This window comes from Kineococcus glutinatus (genome assembly GCF_039542765.1).
In the GTDB taxonomy this organism is placed as follows: Bacteria; Actinomycetota; Actinomycetes; order Actinomycetales; family Kineococcaceae; genus Kineococcus_A; species Kineococcus_A glutinatus.
In genome coordinates this window covers 1-17602 of sequence record NZ_BAABIL010000041.1, presented here as the reverse complement: position 1 = coordinate 17602, position 17602 = coordinate 1, and the positions used below count along the sequence as shown (strand labels likewise).

Sequence of the window (17602 nt, the reverse complement as noted above, 5' to 3'; positions counted from 1 at the left end):
GCCGCTGCGGCCGTCCCGGCCGTAGCGGCCGCCCTGGCCCTCCGGGCGCGGGCCGCGACGGCCGCGGCCGTCGCGGGGACCGCGGCCCTCGGAGGTGCGCCGCGGCTTGACCACCACGGGCTCACCGGACTCCGCGACGGCGCGCACCGTCTCGTCACCGGCCGCGACGTGCTCGGTGGTGGCGGTGACGCCCGCGTCGCGGTGCAGCCAGCCGTAGCGGCGGACCTGGTCCGGCAGCGCGATGGCCAGCACCGTGCCCTTGGCGCCGGCGCGCGCGGTGCGCCCGGAGCGGTGCAGGTAGTCCTTGTGGTCGTTCGGCGGGTCGACGTGCACGACCAGGTCCACGTCGTCGACGTGGATGCCGCGCGCGGCGACGTCGGTGGCCACCAGCACCCGGGTCTCCCCCGCGGCGAACGCGTCGATCGCCTTGGAGCGCTGCGCCTGGCGCAGGTCGCCGTGGATGGCCTCGGCCGGGGCGCCGGCCTCCCGCAGCTGGTCGGCGAGGCGCTGGGCGCCCAGCTTCGTGCGCACGAAGTAGATGCTGCGCGCCGGGCGCATCGCGATCTCGGTGATCACGGACAGCTTGTCGTGCGGGCGCAGCGCGAAGACGCGGTGCTCCATGTTGCCGGTGGCCTCCGGCTCGGGGGCCACCGAGTGGAACGCCGGGTCGGTGAGGAAGTCCGTGACGAGCTGCTCGACGCCGCGGTCGAGGGTGGCGGAGAAGAACATCCGCTGACCGCCGGCGCGAGTCTGCTCCAGGATGGCGCGCACCCCGGGCAGGAACCCCAGGTCGGCCATGTGGTCGGCCTCGTCGAGCACCGTGACGCGCACCTCGGCGAGCGTGCAGGCCTGGCGCTCCACGAGGTCGGTGAGCCGGCCGGGGGTGGCGATGAGGATGTCCACCCCGCGCTGCAGCGCCGCGATCTGGCGGGCGTAGGGCACGCCGCCGACGACGCAGGCCAGGCGCAGCCCGAGCGGGTCGGCCAGAGGGCGCAGCGCGTCGGCGACCTGCATCGCCAGCTCGCGGGTCGGCACGAGCACCAGACCGCGCGGGGCGCCCGCGACGCGGCTGCGGTCGCCGCGCGCGAGGCCGGCGATGAGGGGCAGGCCGAAACCGAGCGTCTTGCCGGAACCGGTCTTGGCCCGGCCCAGGATGTCGCGCCCGGCGATGCCGTCGGGCAGCACGCGGGCCTGGATGGCGAACGGGGCGGTCATGCCGCGCCGCTCCAGGGCCCCGACGAGCTCGGCGGGCAGGCCCAGCTCGGCGAAGGTGGCCTCGGGGACCTCGATGAGCTGGGCGGCGTCGAGGGCCTGCTCGGTGGGGGACGGCGCGAAGGAGCGGGGGCTGCGCGGCGGGCCGGAGCGGCGGCCGCGGTAGCCGTTGGACCCCCCGTAGCTGCCGCTGCTGCCACCGTGGCCGCCACCGCTGTAGCCGCCGCCGGAGCGGTAGCCGCCGGAGGAGCGGGGACCGGAGGGGCGGCGCTCGCCGCGGGAGTCGTCGGAGCGGTAGCCGCCGCGGTAGTTGCGGGACTCGGAGGGACGTGCGTCGTACGAGGGCATGCGGGAAGGAACTCCACGTGGGTCAGCAGGCCGCACGCGGTCGGCCCCCGCTCCCAGGCGCGCACGTGCGGCGCGCGACAGCGTCGGGGGAGGTGACTCAAGCGACCTCGCGGGCGGCTCGCCCGCAGAGTGGACGGTGTGGACCGTCGCCACCAGGGTAACAGCCGTGACGCGTGGGCTCTTCCCGTGATCGTCCCGGGCGCTCAGCCGCGGGCGGCCTGGATCGCCGTCAGCGCGATCGTGTAGACGATGTCCTCCACCAGCGCCCCGCGCGAGAGGTCGTTCACCGGCTTCGCCAGCCCCTGCAGCATCGGCCCGATGCTCACCACGCCCGCGTTGCGCTGCACCGCCTTGTACGTCGTGTTGCCCGTGTTGAGGTCGGGGAACACGAACACCGTGGCGCGCCCGGCGACCGGGGAGCCCGGCGCCTTGCTGCGCGCCACCGACGCCACCGCCGCCGCGTCGTACTGCAGCGGCCCGTCGATGACGAGGTCCGGCTCGCGCTCGCGGGCGGTGCGGGTGGCCTCGGCCACCTTGGACACCGCCTCCCCCGACCCGGAGCTGCCCGTGGAGAAGCTGATCATCGCCACCCGCGGGTCGATGCCGAACGCCCGCGCCGAGGCCGCCGACTGCAGCGCGATGTCGGCGAGGTCCTCCGGCCCGGGATCGGGGTTCACCGCGCAGTCGCCGTACAGGACGACGTCGTCGGGCAGGCACATGAAGAACACCGACGACACCAGCCGGGCGCCGGGCTTGGTGCGCACCACCTGCAGCGCCGGGCGCACCGTGTCGGCCGTGGTGTGCACCGCCCCGGCCACGAGGCCGTCGACGTCACCGGCCGCCAGCATCGTCGTGCCCAGCCAGATGGTGTCGGCGAGCGTGTCCCGCGCCACGTCCGGCTGCATCCCCTTGTGCCGGCGGGCCGCGACGAGCACGTCCACGTAGCGGTCCACCAGGGCGGCCGGGTCCAGCACCTCCACCCCCGCCGGCAGCTCCAGCCCGAGCCCGGCGGCCACCGCCGCCACCTCCGCGGGCGGCGCGAGCAGCACCGGGCGCGCGATGCCGCGCTCGGCGCAGATCGCCGCGGCCTGCAGGGTGCGGGGCTCGCTGCCCTCCGGCAGCACGATGCGCCGCACCGACTGCCGCGCCAGCGTCGTCAGCCGCCGCCGGAACGCCGCCGGGGACAGCCGCGGGGTGTGGGAGGGCGTCGGCAGGCCGGCCAGCCACGCCGGGTCCAGCGCCTCCGCGACCGTGCCGGTGACGGCCAGCGCCCGGTCCGCGTCGTCGACGGGCACCTCCGGGTCCAGGTCGCGCACCGCCGAGGCCGTCTCGTACGTGCTCACCGGCGACAGCAGGATCGGCAGCCCCGTGGCGGCCGCCGCGCGGGTCAGCTCCGCCACGCGCGGGTCCATCACCACCCCGGCGGTGAGCAGCAACCCGGCCAGCCGCACCCCGTTGAGCGCGGCCAGGCACGCGGAGAGCACCACGTCGTGGCGGTCACCGGGCACCAGCACCAGGCGGCCCTTGCGCAGCAGCGGCAGCATCCCGGGCACGGCCTGGGCGGCGACCACGACCTCCTCGATGCGGCGGTCCTGCTCCCCGGGCGTGATGACGTCGACGTCGAGGGCGCGCACCAGGTCGCACACCCGCGGCCAGGTCAGCTCCGTGCGGGCGGGCACCACCCCGACGAGGGGGATGCCGCGCCGCTCGCACGCCGCGCGCAGGTCCGCGGCGGCCGTGGTGGCGACGTCGGGGTCGGCGGGCACCGGCCAGCGGTTGACGACGCCGCCGACGACCCGCACCCCCTCCCCCGCCCGGTAGGTGCCCCCCGCGATCGCCATGTCCTCCGCGATCCGCTCCGCCTCGCCCGCCACCTCGCCGGAGCGCACGGCGGCGGCCGAGGCCGAGCCCACGAGGACGACGTCGGCGTCGAGGGCGGCGGCCAGCGCCAGGTTCACCCGCCCGGAGTACACCTGCTCCCCCGACGGCACGAGCCCCTCGACGACGACGACGTCGTGGCGGGCCTGCACGGGCTCGACGGCGGCCACGACCTCCTCCATGAGGTCGTCGAGGTCGCCGCGGCTGAGGCGCTCGGCGACGTGCGCGGCGGGGGCGGGCTCGGCCGGCTCCAGGCTGGTGACGAGCCGGACGAGGGCGGCGGAGCGGTCCGGGCCCTCGCCGCCGCGGCGGGGCTGGCCCAGCGGCTTGGCGAAGCCGACGTCCACGCCGCGGGAGTCCTGGGCCCGCAGCAGGCCCAGGCACACCGACGTCAGACCCGTCCCGTGGCCGGTGGGGACGAGGAGCAGGGTGCGGGCCATCGGGTCCCCTCAGCGCAGCGCGGTCCGGGCGGGCGCGGCGCCGGCGACGAGGTCGGCGGTGTCGCGGGCGATGAGCCACTCCTCGTCGGTCGGCACCACGAGGGCGACCGGGCCGGCCTGCCGCGCCGCGCTGATGCGCCCGGCCGGCTCGGCGCCGCGGCCGTGCACGGCGTTGGCCGCGGCGTCCTCGACGAGCCCGAGGTGCCCCAGCAGCGCCAGCAGCCGGCTGCGCACGCCCACGGCGTTCTCCCCGATGCCGCCGGTGAGGACGAGGGCGTCGAGACCGCCGAGCGGCACGAGGAGCGCGCCGACGTGCTTGGCGAGCCGGTAGGCGAAGACGTCGAGGGCCAGCCGCGCCCCGGGGTGGCCCCGGTCGGCGGCCTGCACGAGGGTCCGCACGTCGTTGCCCAGCCCGGACAGCCCCAGCAGCCCGGAGCGGGAGTTGAGCTGCCCGACCAGCTCCTCGACGCCGGCGCCGGTGCGGGCGGCGACGTGCGCCAGCGCCCCGGGGTCCACGTCGCCGGAGCGGGTGCCCATGACCAGGCCCTCCAGCGGGGTCAGGCCCATGGTGGTGTCGACGCTGCGCCCGTCGAGCACGGCGGTGGCGCTGCACCCGTTGCCGAGGTGGGCCACGACGAGGCGCAGCGGCCCGGCGGGCTCCCCCCGCCCCGCCTGCAGCAGGTCCGCGGCGCGGGCGCTGACGAAGCGGACGCTGGTGCCGTGGAAGCCGTAGCGGCGCACCTGGTGGTCGGCGTACCACTGCTCGGGCACCGCGTAGCGGAAGGCCCGCTCGGGCATGCTCTGGTGGAAGGCGGTGTCGAAGACGGCGACGTTGCCGAGGCCGGGCAGCAGCTCGCGCACGGCCTCGATGCCCGCGAGGTTGGCGGGGTTGTGCAGCGGCGCCAGGGCCCCGACCTCGCGGATGCCGGCCAGCACGTCGTCGTCGACGCGCACGGAGGAGCTGAAGCGGTCGCCGCCGTGCACGACGCGGTGCCCGGCGCCGAGCAGCGGCACGTCGTCGCCGACCTCGGCGAGCACGGCGGCCAGCACCCCGCGCGGGGAGGTGTCCTCGGGCCGGGTCTCGGCGGTGCCCGCGCCGGCGCCGCCGCCGTCGTGGCGCGTGGTGCGCACGAGGGCGTCGGGGGTGCCGACCCGCTCGGCGAGGCAGGAGAGCCGGCGCCGGCCGCTCACCGGGTCGACGAGGGCCAGCTTGACGGAGGAGCTGCCGCAGTTGAGGACGAGGACGGCTCCCTCGTCGGGGGTCCCCTGCTGCTGCGGCACGCTCCTCTTCCTACCGCCTCGGCGGCGGGGCGGCCACCTGCGCGGGCCTCAGCGCGCCAGCCAGCGGCGCAGCGACCGGTGCGAGGCCCGGGCCCACACCTCGGCGAAGCGGTGCTCGGTGCGCTCGCCGTGCGCGTCCTCCAGGGCGTGCAGCCGCCCGAGGGCGAAGGCCGCGGCCGGGGAGTCCGTGGCGGCGGCCAGCTCGCGCAGCCGCTGGCGGGTGACGACGGAGTCCTGGTGCTCCCCGAGGACCTCCTGCACGGCCTCGGCGGCCCCGGCCAGGGCGGTGGCGTCGGCGCCGAAGACCCCGGAGAGGGCCTCGGCGGCGTAGCGGACCTGCTTGGCGGCCTTGCGGGCCTCGTGCAGCAGCACGTCCCGCTCGGGGCCGGCGGGTGCGGCGCCCGCGCGCTCGACGAGGCCGGCCAGCTGCTTCCAGCTCTTGGCGACGCGGCCGGGCAGCACCTCGCGGGCGCGGCGGCGGGCGCGGCCGGTGAAGGGGGGCTCGGCGACGAAGGCGTGCAGCTGCCCCAGCAGGGCGCGGTAGCGCTCGCCGTCGAGGCCGGCGACGACGGCCCGGTGGGCGTCGGCGTAGGCCTGGGACAGCGGCGCGTCGATCCCCTGCCCGGCGGGCCCGAGCAGCAGGGCGGGGTCCTCGGCGGCGACGGCGCGCAGCAGCCGCTCGCGCATCACCTCCGCGTCGCGGGCGGCGCCGAGCTCGGCGGCCAGCCACTTCAGCTCCTCGCGCAGCGGTCGGGTGACCTCCTCGCGGAAGAGGGGGCGGAAGGTCTTGAGGGCGCTGCGCAGCCGGCGGGTGGCCACCCGCATCTTGTGGATGCTGTCGGGGGCGTCGAGGCGGACCTGGGGGTCCTGCGCGGCGATGGCCTCGACCTGGGCGGCGACGTGGGCCAGGACGACGGCCCCGGCGCCGGACCTGGGGGTCAGCGCCTTGCGGGGGGCCGGCTGCGGGACGGCGTCGCCGAGGACGCGGGCGAGCTTGGAGCCGGTGGCGGCGGGCCGCACGCCGTGGGCGGCGAGGACGTCGGCGGCGGCGGCGAGCACGTCGGCGTCGCCGTCGACGAGCTCGACCTCCAGCTCCCGCCAGGTCTGCGGCGCGGTGACGGCGCTGCCGCTGCCGGCCAGGGGCAGCATCCGGCGGGCCTCGACGCGGTCGTCGGCGACCTCGGCCAGGACGCGGGCGTCGGGGTCGAGGAGGGTGCGCACGGAGCGGTGGGTGGTGATGGTGGCGACGGGCACGAGGGCGGCGCCGCGGGTGCGGGTCCAGGCCAGCGCCCGCAGCGGTGCGGGGACGGTCCTGGTGGCGCGGCCCAGCGGCAGCCGGACCTCCTGGCGGGCGCCGTCGGGGGCGGGGAGCTTGAGGTGCCAGCCCGCGTCGGTGCCGCCCTTGCGCCGGCGCAGCGTGATGCGGGCGGCGGCGAGGGCGTGGTCGGCGGTGTCGAAGTAGGTGGCCTCCAGGACGTGCTCGGCGACCGCGCCCTCGACGACGGTGGTGCCCAGGGCCTGCGTGAGCGGGCCCGCCAGGTCCGGCAGCTCGGAGGTGTCGTCGAGGTCGTACTTCGCTTCGAGCTCGCGGTGCAGGTCCGGCATGGGGACATAGGTACCAGCAGCGGCGCCCTCCGCGCTGGTCGCGGTCACGGTCGGCGGAGGCGCGTGAACGCTGCGTGGTGGATCACGGGCGCAGCGTCGGCCCCCCGGGCGGGTCCCCTTGACGTGGGCGGTGGGGCGGCCAACGATGGCAAGCGCTTACCGGACCAGCCGTCCGGGTCGCCGCCACCGCCGCCGCTGGAGGAACCGTGCCGTCCACCCCCCTCGACCCCGCCGAGCGCGTGCGGGTCGTCGTCGTCGGAGCCGGCGGCATCGCCGACGGCGCCCACCTGCCCGCCCTGCGCGAGCACGCCGCCGACGTCGAGGTCGTCGCCCTCGTCGACGTCGACGCCGAGCGCGCCCGCGCCGTCGCGGACCGCTGGGACGTGCCGGACGCCGGGACCGACCTCGACGCCGCCCTCGCCCGCCACCGCCCGCACCTCGTCGTCATCTGCACCCCGCCCGGGGCGCACGCCACCGCCGTCGACGCCGCCCTGCGCGCCGGCGCCTGGGTGTGGTGCGAGAAGCCGCCGGCCCTCAGCCTCGCCGAGCACGACGCGATGACCGCCGCCGAGGGCCCCGAGGGCAGCGGCGGCCCGTACGCGTCCTTCGTCTTCCAGCAGCGCACCGGCTCCGCCGCCCGGGCGCTGCGCCGGCAGGTGCACGCCGGTGAGCTGGGCCGCCCGCTCGTCGCCGTCTGCAACACCCTCTGGTACCGCGACGCCGTCTACTACGACGTGCCCTGGCGCGGGCGCTGGGAGACCGAGGGCGGCGGGCCCGCGATGGGCCACGGCATCCACCAGATGGACCTGCTGCTGTGGGTGCTCGGCGACTGGGCGGAGGTCACCGCCGTCACCGCGCGCCTGGACCGCGACGTGGAGACCGAGGACGTCTCGGCGGCGCTGGTGCGGCTGGAGAGCGGGGCGCTGGTCACGATCGTCAACAGCGTGCTGTCCCCGCGGCAGGAGAGCTACCTGCGCTTCGACTTCACCGACGCCACCGTGGAGCTGAGCCACCTCTACGGCTACCGCAACGACGACTGGACGTGGACGCCGGCCCCGCACGTGAGCGACCCCGGGCGGATCGCCGCCTGGCACCCCGCCACCGACGAGCCCAGCTCCCACGGCGCACAGCTGGGCGAGGTGCTCGCCGCGCTGCGCCAGGGGGTGCGGCCGCCGGGCAGCGGCCACGACGGCCGGCGCACCCTGGAGCTCGTCGCCGGCATCTACGCCTCGGCGGCGCGGCGGCGTCCCGTGCGCCGCGACGAGCTCGTGCCGGGCGACCCGTTCCACGCGGCCATGCACGGTGGCGACCCGGCGGCGTTGCTCGGCGACGCGGCGGTCGCGGCGGGGGTGGCCCGGTGACCGCCACCGCGACGGGCGCCCTCGCCCTGGGCACCGAACCCGGCCGGCTGGTCGTCACCGCGCACGACGTGCCGATCGCCACCTACGTCCACGCGGCGGACTACGCCGCGTTCGAGGCCCGCAAGCCGTACCTGCACCCGCTGCGCACCCTCGACGGGGCGGCCGTCAGCGCGTTCCGCCCGCACGACCACCGCTGGCACAAGGGCCTGCAGATGACCGCCACCGACGTCTCCGGGCAGAACCTCTGGGGCGGCAACACCTACGTCCACGGGCAGGGTTACATCCCGCTGGACAACGTGGGCAGCATGCGCCACGACTCCTTCGACGCCGCCGGCCCGGACGGGGCCGACGGGGCGGTCGAGGTGCGCGAGCGGCTGACCTGGCTGAATGCCGGCGGCGAGGAGTGGGCCGCGGAGGAGCGCTCGCTGCGCTTCTCGGGCGTCGACGGCGACCGCGGGCTGTGGGTGCTCGACGTGGCCTCCGACGTCCGCAACACCCGCGGGGCGGACCTCGTCCTGGGCAGCCCCACGACGAACGGCCGCCCGGACGCCGGCTACACGGGCTGGTTCTGGCGCGGGCCGCGGGGGTTCACCGGCGGGGCGGTCACCGCCGCCGACGGCCGGGGCCCCGACGCCATGGGCACCAGCTCGCCGTGGCTGGCGTACTCCGGCCAGCACGACGAGGTGGACGGCGGCGCGACGCTGCTGTTCTTCGCGGGTGGCGCCGCGGTGGCCGGGGCGGCCGGCGCCGACCGCGACGTCCCGCTGAAGTGGTTCGTGCGCAACGACCCCTTCCCCGCCGTGGCGCCGTCGTACGCGTTCGACGAGGAGGTGGTGCTCGCCCCCGGCGACGCGCTGCGGCTGCGCCACCGCCTCGTCGTCTGCTCCCGCGTCCTGGACGCCGCGGAGGTGGGCGCCCTCGCCGCGGAGCTGGCGCCGTGAGCGCCGGCGGCGTGCCGGAGTTCCCCGGCGCGGTCGGCATCAGCGGCCTGGACGTCTACCCCTGGCCCACCGCGGACGGGCTGCACGGCGGTTCCCCGCACGTGCACACCTGCTGCGCGGAGGGCTACGTCGTCGTCGCCGGCACCGGCGAGCTGCACACGCTGTCCTCGGCGGGTTTCCGGCGGACCCCGCTGGCCGCGGGCGACGTCGTGTGGTTCACCCCGGGCACGATCCACCGCGCGGTGCAGCAGGACGGCCTGCGGGTGGTGGTCCTCATGCAGAACTCCGGTCTGCCCGAGGCCGGCGACGCGGTGCTGACGTTCCCGCCGGAGCACCTCGTGGACCGGGACGCCTACGAGCGCGCCGCCTCGCTGCTCGGTCCCGACGGGCAGCCCTCCGCCGAGCGCGCCCGGGCCCGCCGCGACCTGGCCGTGGCCGGGTTCGGCGAGCTGGTGCGGCGCACGCAGGCCGGTGACACCGGGGCGCTGGCGCAGTTCCACGCGGCCGCCGCGGCCCTGGTCGCACCCCGGCTGCCGGAGTTCCGCCGGCGCTGGGAGGCCGGGGCCGCGGCGGCGGCCCGCACCACCGGCGAGCACCTCGACGCCCTCGCCCGCGGCGAGGCAGGTCACCTCGCCGCGGGTGCCGTGCACCAGCTCGGGGCGCCGGAGCGGACGCTGGGGATGTGCGGTTTCCTCACCGCCTACGACCGGGTGCGACCGCAGGCGGCGCCGATCGGCTGACCGGGTGCGGGCCGGGCGGCGGTCCAGCCGCCCGGCCCGCCGGTCATCGTCGTGACCGGCGCATGGAGGTCGCGAGCACGACCGAGCCGACCAGTCCGGCGAGCCCGAGCGCTGCGGTCAGCCTGGCGGCGAGCTGCAGACCCCAGGGGCTCCCGGCGCCGGAGCAGCCGCCGCCCGCACCGTCGGCCTCCCCGGGGCACGTGGTCCACGGCTGCCAGGCCATCACGACGATGGCCGCGACGCCGACCACGACCAGGGCCGCGCTCACCAGCAGCACCGCGGACGTGCGCGACCGGTCGTCCCACCGCACGGTTCGTCCCATCCGACGCACCCTCCCCTCCTCGCCCGGCATCCTCCCGCGAGGTCGTGCCCGGCGCACGCGCCCACCCGGCACCTGCCTTGCCCCGCAGCGGGTTCAGCCGCCGACGTGGATGCCGGGACGCCGGGCCGGGTCGGCCTCGACGGTGCGCAGGATCTCGCGGACCACCGGCGCGGTGTCGCCCCGGCCGAGGATGAGGTAGCGCATCAGGTGACCGAGCGGGTTGCCCTCGGACCACTCGAAGTGGCAGTGCGGGCGCACCCCGGTCGCGTCGCGCAGCGCCAGCAGGAGGGCGGCGATGGCGTTGGGCGCGGCGGGCGCCCGCATGCGCAGCACCCGGTAGGGGCCCACCTCGACACCGCGCACGGAGAGCACGTCGCTGAACGCGGAGGGGTCGACGACCTCCACCTCGAGGAACTCCACGTCGGCCCGGCCCGGCACGGGGTTCATCCCCCGCACGGCGGCCTCCTTGGCCCGGTACTCCGCCTCGTCGCCGACACCGGGGCGGTTGGCGATCAGGTGCAGCGCACCGTCGTAGGCGAGGGACTCGCCGATGAGGCGCCGGGCGGTCTCGTCGAACTCGATGCGCTCGGCGCGCAGCTCGGTGGTGCGGCTGACGCGGGAGACGAGGGAGATGACGACGATGCCGGCGACGAAGAACGCCGAGATCGCGATGCCGTCGGGCTTGGCGACGATGTTCTCCACGAGCGCGTAGACGAGCACGGCGGTGAGGACGCCGAAGGCGGCGGTCGCGCGGCGGCGGCGCTTGCGGGCGCTGGAGACGGCCACCGCGACGGCGCCGGACACCATCATCGCCAGGATCCCCGTGGCGTAGGCACCGGCCTGCGCGTCGACGTCGGCCTCGAAGAGGACGGTGATGAGGATGCAGACCGCGGTGTAGACGAGGACGACGGGCCGCACGGCACGGCCCCACTCCGGCGCCATGCCGTAGCCGGGCAGGTAGCGCGGCACGATGTTGACCAGCCCGGCCATCGCGGAGGCGCCGGCGAACCACAGGATGAGGATGCTGGAGACGTCGTAGGCGGTGCCGAAGGCGTTGCCGAGGTGCTCGTGCGCCAGGTAGGCCATGGCCCGCCCGGCGGCCTCCCCGCCCTCCTCGAAGGCCTCCTCGGGGATCAGCACGGTCGTCACGAAGCTCGTCGCGACGAGGTAGCCGCTCATGACGACCGCGGCGGCGGTGAGGAGCTTGCGGGTGTTGCGCACCCGCGCGGCGAGGCGCTCGGCGGGCGTGGCGCCCTCGGCGGCGACCAGCGGCATCATGCTCACGCCGGTCTCGAACCCCGACAGGCCGAGCACGAGCAGCGGGAAGGCGAGCACCGCGGGCACGACGACGTCGGAGAACCCGGAGCCGCCGGCGGTGAGCCGCTGCGTCCAGCCCTCCAGCAGCGCCGGGTCGCGCAGCAGCTCGGCCACGCCCGCGCCGACGACGACCGCGTTGAGCAGCAGGAAGGCCGCCACGAGCGGGATGGCCACCGCCACGGCCTCGCTGAACCCCAGCAGGAAGACCCCGCCGAGGACGAGGAGCAGCACGACGGTGATGCCGACGGCGTGCCCGTGCAGCGCCTCGGGCAGGTAGGGGTTCTCGAGGGCGTGCACCGTGGCGTCGGCGCTGGACAGCGTGATCGTGATGATCCACGACGTGGCGACGAACCCGAGGAGCACGAGGACGAAGACCTTGCCCCGCCAGAAGGGCAGCAGGTCCTCCAGCATCGCGACCGAACCCTGCCCGTGGGGGCTCTCCGCGGCCACCCGCCGGTACATCGGCAGCATCCCCAGCAGGGTGAGCGCCACGATGAGCAGCGTCGCCAGCGGGGACAGCGCCCCGGCGGCCACCGCCGCGATGCCCGGCAGGTAGGAGAGGGTGGAGAAGTAGTCCACGCCGGTCAGGCACATGACCTTCCACCACGCCTGCGGCACCGCGTGCCCCTCCTCCGCCACCGGGCCGGGCGGGGCCACCCGGTGGGCCAGCAGCCACCCCTTCACCCCCCGCGCCGGCGGCCGCGGCGGGGTGGGCGAGGGCACCTGGGCCGGGACGGCGAAGTCGGGGCTCGTGCTCATGCTGGGTGTCCTCGTCTCTGCACGGGTCCTGCGGCGGGCGCCCACCGGGTGCCTGCGGAACCGTAACCACCACCGGCCGCGGGCGCGGCCCGGCACCGGGCGGGCACCGGGTCGGTCGCGGGGTGCGGGAGGATCTGGGCCGTGACCCACGCCGACTCGCCCCCGATCGCCATGCCGTCCAAGGACACCCGGCTGTGCATCTCGCTGGCCGCGCGCCCGAGCAACCTGGGCACCCGGTTCCACAACCGGCTCTACGCCGAGCTGGGCCTGGACTTCGTGTACAAGGCGTTCACGACGTCCGACCTGCCCGCCGCGATCGCCGGGGTGCGGGGTCTGGGCATCCGCGGCTGCAGCGTCTCGATGCCCTTCAAGGAGGACGCCCTCGCCCTCGTCGACGTGGTGGAGCACTCCGCGGACGTCATCCGCAGCCTGAACACGATCGTCAACGACGACGGGCACCTCAGCGCGCACAACACCGACTACGCGGCCGTGGCGCAGCTGCTGGCCGAGCACGGGGTGCCGGCCGGTGCGGACTTCGCGGTCTGCGGCAGCGGCGGGATGGCCAAGGCCGTGGTCGCCGCGCTGCGCGACGCCGGGTTCGAGCGGGGCACCGTCGTGGCGCGCAACGAGGCCACCGGCCGGGAGCTGGCCGAGCGCTACGGCTACGGCTGGGCCCCCGGGCTGGGCGCGGCGCGCCCCCGGCTGATCGTCAACGCCACCTCCGTCGGCATGGCCGGTGGCGCGGGCGCCGACGAGCTGCCGGTGCCGGGCGAGGCGGTCGACGCCGCCGAGACGGTGTTCGAGGTGGTCGCGACCCCGGCGGAGACGCCGCTGCTGCGCCGGGCCCGCGCCCGCGGCCTGCGCACGATCACCGGGGTGGAGGTGCAGGCGCTGCAGGCGGCGGGGCAGTTCGAGCTGTACACCGGGGTGCGGCCCACGCCGGAGCAGGTCCGCGCGGCCTCGGAGTTCGCCCGCGCCACGGCGTAGGGCACGGGGCGGGGACGTCCCGCCCGCGACGCGCCGTGTCGCGCGATCGGACGTCCCCGCCGCGGCGTCAGCGGCCGGCGCGCACCAGCGCCGCGACCTTCGAGCCGGGCGGGTTGGTCAGGGTGGTGGAGCCGAGCCGCACGGTGGGCACGGTCTCGTCGCCGCCGTTGACGGAGCGGACGAACTCCCGCGCGGCGGGGTCCTCCCAGATGTTGCGCCAGCGCGCGTGCACGCGGCGCAGCTTCAGGTCCACGCGCAGCTTCATGCAGAAGGGGCAGCCGGGCCGCCAGAACACCTCGGGGATGTCGTCGGCCTCGGCCCTGCCGGGTGCGTCCATCCCACCAGGCTAGGAGCGCCGCGGCGTTCCCGGAAGCACCTGCTCACGCTGCGCGAGGGGGACGTTCCGCGCCCGGAGCGGGCCGCACGCTGTCGGCGGGGCGGGCTAGCGTCGGACCGTGACCACGCTGGAGAACCGGCCGAACACCGCGCTCCTCGTCGTCGACGCGCAGCGGGGCGTCGTCGCCCGCACGCACGAGCGCGACACCGTCGTCGCCACCATCCGCGGCCTGGTGGAGCGGGCGCGGCAGCACCGGGTGCCCGTCGTGTGGGTGCAGCACTCCGGCGAGGAGGTCCCGCGGGGCGGGGAGGCGTGGCGGATCGTGCCCGAGCTGGCGCCGGACGGCGGCGAGCCCGTCGTGCACAAGTCCTACGGCGACTCCTTCGAGGCCACCGACCTGGAGGGGGTGCTGGCGCGGCTCGGCGTGGGGCGGCTCGTCGTCGCGGGCGCGCAGTCCGACGGCTGCATCCGCTGCACGGCGCGCTGGTGCGCGGCTACGACACCGTGCTCGTCGCCGACGCCCACACCACCGAGGACCTCACCGCGTGGGGCGCACCGCCACCGGCGCAGGTGATCGCGCACACGAACCTGTACTGGTCGTACCAGACGGCGCCGGGGCGCACCGCGGGGACGGCCGCGGCCGCGGACGTGGAGTTCGCCGCGACGGCCTGACGCCCGGCGGGCACCTCAGCGCCACCGGCACCAGCGGGTGCGCCCACGCCTGCGGGTCGAACGCGCAGCGACCCCTGCCGTCACGCCGGCCACCAGCCCGGGAAGTGGTGCACGGGGCCGCTGCCACCGCCCACGCCGAGGTCGCGGCCGGCCAGCAGCGCCGCGTGCAGGTAGTCGCGGGCGGCCTCGGCGACCTCCGACCAGTCCCCGCCCCGGGGCGCGCCGCGCACCGCCGCCAGCGCGGCCAGCGCCGCGGACAGCGTGCAGCCGGTGCCGTGGGTGTGGGGGGTGTCGAGGCGCTCGCGGGCCAGCAGCCGGGTGCCGGTGGCGTCGGTGAGCACGTCGACGCTCTCGCCGCCGCCGAGGTGGCCGCCCTTGAGCAGCACCGCCCGGGCGCCGCGGGAGCGCAGCTCCTCCGCCTGCGCGACGAGGCCGTCGACGTCGGTGGCGGCCTGCCGCCCCAGCAGCACCGCCGCCTCGGGGGCGTTGGGCGTCACCAGGTCCACCAGGGGCAGCAGCTCGCCGGTGAGGACGCCGACGGCGTCGTCGTCGAGGAGGCGGTCGCCGCTGGTGGCGACCATGACGGGGTCCAGGACGACGGTGCCGCCGTCGCGGCGGCGCAGCACGTCGGCGACCTCCGCGGCGAGCGCGGCGCTGCCCAGCATGCCGATCTTCGTGGCGTGCACGCCGACGTCGTCGAGCAGCACGTCGAGCTGGTCGCGCAGGAACTCCCGGGGCACCGCGTGGACGCCGCGCACCCCGCGGGTGCTCTGCGCGGTGAGCGCGGTCAGCACCGCCGTGCCGTAGGCCCCCAGCGCGCTGAAGGTCTTGAGGTCGGCCTGGATCCCGGCGCCGCCGCTGGGGTCGCTGCCGGCGATCGTGAGGGCGACGCGGGCGGTCACGGGGTTCCTCCGGGGGCGCTCGGACCGGCAGGGGAGGTGGGCAGCAGGGCGCGGGCCGCGGCCGCCGGGTCCGGCGCGGCGCAGACCGCGGAGACGACGCAGATGCCCGCGACACCCGTGGCGCGCACCGCCTCGGCGTCGGCGGCCCCGATGCCGCCGATCGCGACGACGGGTAGGGCGCTGGCGGCCACGACCTCGCGCAGGCCGTCCAGCCCGAGCGGGGCCGCGGCGTCCGGTTTCGTCGCCGTCGACCACACCGGGCCGGCCCCCAGGTGGTCCACGGTGCCCGGCGGCAGCGCGCAGGCGGCGCGGGCCTGCCCGGGCGTGGAGACGGACAGCCCGAGGAGCTTGTCCGGCCCGAGGAGGGCGCGCACCTCCTGCACCGGCAGGTCGTCCTGCCCGAGGTGCACGCCGTCGGCGCCGGCCAGCAGCGCCACGTCCACGGCGTCGTCGACGAGCACCGGCACCCCGGTGCCCGCGACGGCGTCCTGCACGGCCCGCACCAGGGCCAGCAGCTCGCGGCGGGAGGCGTCCTTGTCGCGCACCTGCACCGCGCTCACCCCGCCCGCCACGGCGGCCCGCACGACGTCGGGCACGCCGCGCGCCCCGGCCAGGTGGGTGTCGGTGACGAGGTAGAGCGTCAGGTCCGCGGGCCGCGGGCCCCTCACGCCAGCCGGGCCCCGGCCCGCACCGCGTCGGGCCCCACGGCGTCGAGCGCGTCGAGCCAGGCGATCGCGAAGGACCCGGGTCCGCCGCACACCTCGGCGGCGACCTCGGCGGCCAGGCCGACGTGCACGTGCGCGGCGACGGCGGCCAGCAGCGGGAGCACGACCGCGGCGGTGGTGGCGGCGCTCACCGCGCCGAGGGCGCAGCCGGCCCCCGTGGTGCGGGTGAGCAGCGGGTCGCCGCCGCTGACGCGGACGGTGCGGGTGCCGTCGGTGACGACGTCGACGTCCCCGGGGACCGCGACCGCGGCGCCGGTGCTCATCCCCAGCGCCCCGGCGGCCTCGGCGGCGTCCTCGCGGGCGGCGGTGGAGTCCACCTCGCGCCCGCCGCCGCCGGCACCGGCGAGGGCCAGCACCTCCGAGGCGTTGCCGCGCACCACGGCCGGGCGGTGCTCCAGCAGCTCGCCCGCCAGCCGGGTGCGGAACCCCAGCGCCCCGACGGCCACCGGGTCCAGCACCCACGGGGTGCCGTGCTGCGCGGCGGCGGCGGCCGCCAGCCGCATGGCGCGGGCGGTGTCGTCGGTGGGGGTGCCGACGTTGACGAGGACGGCGGAGGCGACGGCGGCGAAGGCGGCGGCCTCGTGGGGGTTGTCGACCATGGCCGGCGCGGCTCCCGCCGCCAGCAGCGCGTTGGCGGTGATCGTCTGCACGACGGAGTTGGTGATGCACTGCACGAGCGGGGCCGCGCCCGTGAGCGCCTCCCGCGCGGCGGCCACCGCCCGGGCGTCGACGGGCTCGGCCGGGGCACGGCGCACAACTGCGGCACTCATCCTGTGACATCCCTCCGGCAGCACGACCTGCATCAGGTTCGACGGGTGTGATCTCAGCCCCGCGCGTGCGGGGCACCCCGTGTCAGCACGCGCACCGTAGCAGGGCGCTCGCCGGGGGGCTCGCAGCGCGTTTCGCGCGGCCGGTGGGCGGGCACTGCCCCTGGGAGGGTCGGCGACGGCCGCCGGCCGCGGGGGAGGTACCACGTGAGTCTCAACATGTCGGGCCGGGCCACGACGAACCTGCCCACCCGCACGGCGGGGCAGTGGCTGTCCCTCATCGCGGGTGCGGCTTTCGTGCTGATCGGGCTGGCGGGGTTCTTCGTGACGGGGTTCTCCGGCTGGACGGAGCACGACCAGGAGCAGACCCTGCTGGGCCTGTCGCTCAACCCGCTGCACAACGTCGTGCACCTGGCCCTGGGGGCGCTGGGGCTGGTGATGTGGCGCAGGGCGGTGCTCGCCCGCTGGTACGGGGTGGTGCTGTTCGTCGGCTACACCGGGGCGCTGGTGCTGGGCCTGACGACGCGCAACGAGCCGCACAACGACGTGCTCAACCTCAACCAGCCCGACGACGTCCTCCACGGCCTGCTCGCGGTGCTCGGGTTGATCATCGCCTTCGTGCCGGTGCGCACCGAGCGCCGGCCCTCGACGGCGGAGCTGCGCTGAGACCCGGGCCGGCGGCCGGGCGCCGCCTCAGCCGCCCGCCAGCCGCGCGTTGACGGCGGCGGGGGCCAGCACCCGGTCGGTGACGAGGTGGGCCAGGCCGACGACCGCGGCGCGCTCCCCCAGGCGGGTCAGCTCCACCCGCAGGTGGCGGGTCGCGCGGGGCAGCGACAGCGGGTAGAGGCCCTCGCGCAGCCCGGTGAGCAGCGCCGCGGAGGCCAGGTCGCCGGCGACGACGAGGACGCCGGGGTTGACGACGCAGACGAGGGTGGCCACGACCTGCCCGATGCGGCGGCCGGCCTCCCGCACCAGGGCCGCGGCCCGGGCGTCGCCGCCGGCGCTCAT

The 17602-nt window shown here is 77.1% G+C and carries 16 protein-coding genes, 1 pseudogene and 1 riboswitch; of the genes and pseudogenes, 6 read left to right on the top strand and 11 right to left on the bottom strand.

Annotated features, from left to right (window positions below; all coding sequences use genetic code 11):
- The 4 genes from ABEB16_RS02195 to ABEB16_RS02180 all read right to left on the bottom strand — a co-directional run.
- A partial coding sequence (locus ABEB16_RS02195) for a DEAD/DEAH box helicase (RefSeq protein WP_345710638.1) occupies positions 1-1560 on the bottom strand: 1560 nt, incomplete at its 3' end.
- A gap of 203 nt (positions 1561-1763) precedes the next feature.
- A complete protein-coding gene (pta, locus tag ABEB16_RS02190) occupies positions 1764-3878 on the bottom strand; it encodes a phosphate acetyltransferase (RefSeq protein ID WP_345710637.1) in 2115 nt (704 codons plus the stop codon).
- Positions 3879-3887: 9 nt separating this feature from the next.
- Positions 3888-5159: an acetate/propionate family kinase gene (locus ABEB16_RS02185; protein ID WP_345710636.1), complete on the bottom strand. Its 1272-nt coding sequence runs from the start codon at positions 5157-5159 to the stop codon at positions 3888-3890.
- Between the two features lie 48 nt (positions 5160-5207).
- The gene (locus ABEB16_RS02180) at positions 5208-6764 is read right to left on the bottom strand and encodes a CYTH and CHAD domain-containing protein (protein WP_345710635.1); all 1557 of its coding nucleotides are present in this window, start codon (positions 6762-6764) and stop codon (positions 5208-5210) included.
- A 206-nt stretch (positions 6765-6970) separates the two neighbouring features.
- Between ABEB16_RS02180 and ABEB16_RS02175 the strand changes: the two genes are divergently transcribed.
- From ABEB16_RS02175 to ABEB16_RS02165, 3 genes are read left to right on the top strand one after another with little or no spacing between them, the layout of a single operon-like run.
- Positions 6971-8125, top strand: coding sequence for a Gfo/Idh/MocA family protein (locus ABEB16_RS02175; RefSeq protein ID WP_345710634.1), 1155 nt, complete (start codon positions 6971-6973; stop codon positions 8123-8125).
- Entirely contained in the window at positions 8122-9066 is a 945-nt protein-coding gene (locus ABEB16_RS02170; RefSeq protein ID WP_345710633.1) for a DUF6807 domain-containing protein, read from the top strand. Before ABEB16_RS02175 ends, ABEB16_RS02170 begins: the two co-directional genes overlap by 4 nt.
- Positions 9063-9806, top strand: coding sequence for a cupin domain-containing protein (locus ABEB16_RS02165; protein WP_345710632.1), 744 nt, complete (start codon positions 9063-9065; stop codon positions 9804-9806). Before ABEB16_RS02170 ends, ABEB16_RS02165 begins: the two co-directional genes overlap by 4 nt.
- Before the next feature lie 43 nt (positions 9807-9849).
- On the opposite strand, the gene ABEB16_RS02160 is transcribed toward ABEB16_RS02165, so the two are convergent.
- Both ABEB16_RS02160 and ABEB16_RS02155 read right to left on the bottom strand, forming a co-directional pair.
- Positions 9850-10128: a hypothetical protein gene (locus ABEB16_RS02160; protein WP_345710631.1), complete on the bottom strand. Its 279-nt coding sequence runs from the start codon at positions 10126-10128 to the stop codon at positions 9850-9852.
- Between the two features lie 93 nt (positions 10129-10221).
- Positions 10222-12204 carry an APC family permease gene (locus ABEB16_RS02155; protein ID WP_345710630.1) on the bottom strand — a complete coding sequence of 661 codons (1983 nt, stop codon included), beginning with the start codon at positions 12202-12204 and terminating at the stop codon, positions 10222-10224.
- Between the two features lie 171 nt (positions 12205-12375).
- On the opposite strand from ABEB16_RS02155, the gene ABEB16_RS02150 reads away from it, so the two are divergent.
- Positions 12376-13191, top strand: a complete 816-nt coding sequence (locus ABEB16_RS02150) for a shikimate 5-dehydrogenase (protein ID WP_425560086.1) — start codon at positions 12376-12378, stop codon at positions 13189-13191.
- Between the two features lie 67 nt (positions 13192-13258).
- On the opposite strand, the gene ABEB16_RS02145 is transcribed toward ABEB16_RS02150, so the two are convergent.
- Entirely contained in the window at positions 13259-13528 is a 270-nt protein-coding gene (locus tag ABEB16_RS02145) for a glutaredoxin domain-containing protein (RefSeq protein ID WP_345710629.1), read from the bottom strand.
- A gap of 118 nt (positions 13529-13646) precedes the next feature.
- Between ABEB16_RS02145 and ABEB16_RS02140 the strand changes: the two are divergent.
- Positions 13647-14200: pseudogene (locus ABEB16_RS02140) on the top strand (isochorismatase family protein).
- A gap of 80 nt (positions 14201-14280) precedes the next feature.
- Here the strand turns inward: ABEB16_RS02140 and thiD are convergent.
- From thiD to thiM, 3 genes are all read right to left on the bottom strand, one after another.
- Entirely contained in the window at positions 14281-15102 is an 822-nt protein-coding gene (gene thiD / locus ABEB16_RS02135; protein ID WP_345710628.1) for a bifunctional hydroxymethylpyrimidine kinase/phosphomethylpyrimidine kinase, read from the bottom strand.
- A complete protein-coding gene (gene thiE / locus ABEB16_RS02130; RefSeq protein WP_345710627.1) occupies positions 15099-15770 on the bottom strand; it encodes a thiamine phosphate synthase in 672 nt (223 codons plus the stop codon). Before thiE ends, thiD begins: the two co-directional genes overlap by 4 nt.
- Positions 15767-16597, bottom strand: coding sequence for a hydroxyethylthiazole kinase (gene thiM, locus ABEB16_RS02125; RefSeq protein WP_345710626.1), 831 nt, complete (start codon positions 16595-16597; stop codon positions 15767-15769). Before thiM ends, thiE begins: the two co-directional genes overlap by 4 nt.
- A riboswitch (TPP riboswitch) is annotated at positions 16590-16687 on the bottom strand. Its footprint overlaps the gene before it by 8 nt.
- A gap of 114 nt (positions 16688-16801) precedes the next feature.
- Between thiM and ABEB16_RS02120 the strand changes: the two genes are divergently transcribed.
- Entirely contained in the window at positions 16802-17260 is a 459-nt protein-coding gene (locus ABEB16_RS02120; protein ID WP_345710625.1) for a DUF4383 domain-containing protein, read from the top strand.
- 27 nt (positions 17261-17287) lie between these two features.
- On the opposite strand, the gene ABEB16_RS02115 is transcribed toward ABEB16_RS02120, so the two are convergent.
- The coding region (locus tag ABEB16_RS02115) for an ROK family protein (protein WP_345710624.1) at positions 17288-17602 on the bottom strand (315 nt) is incomplete at its 5' end.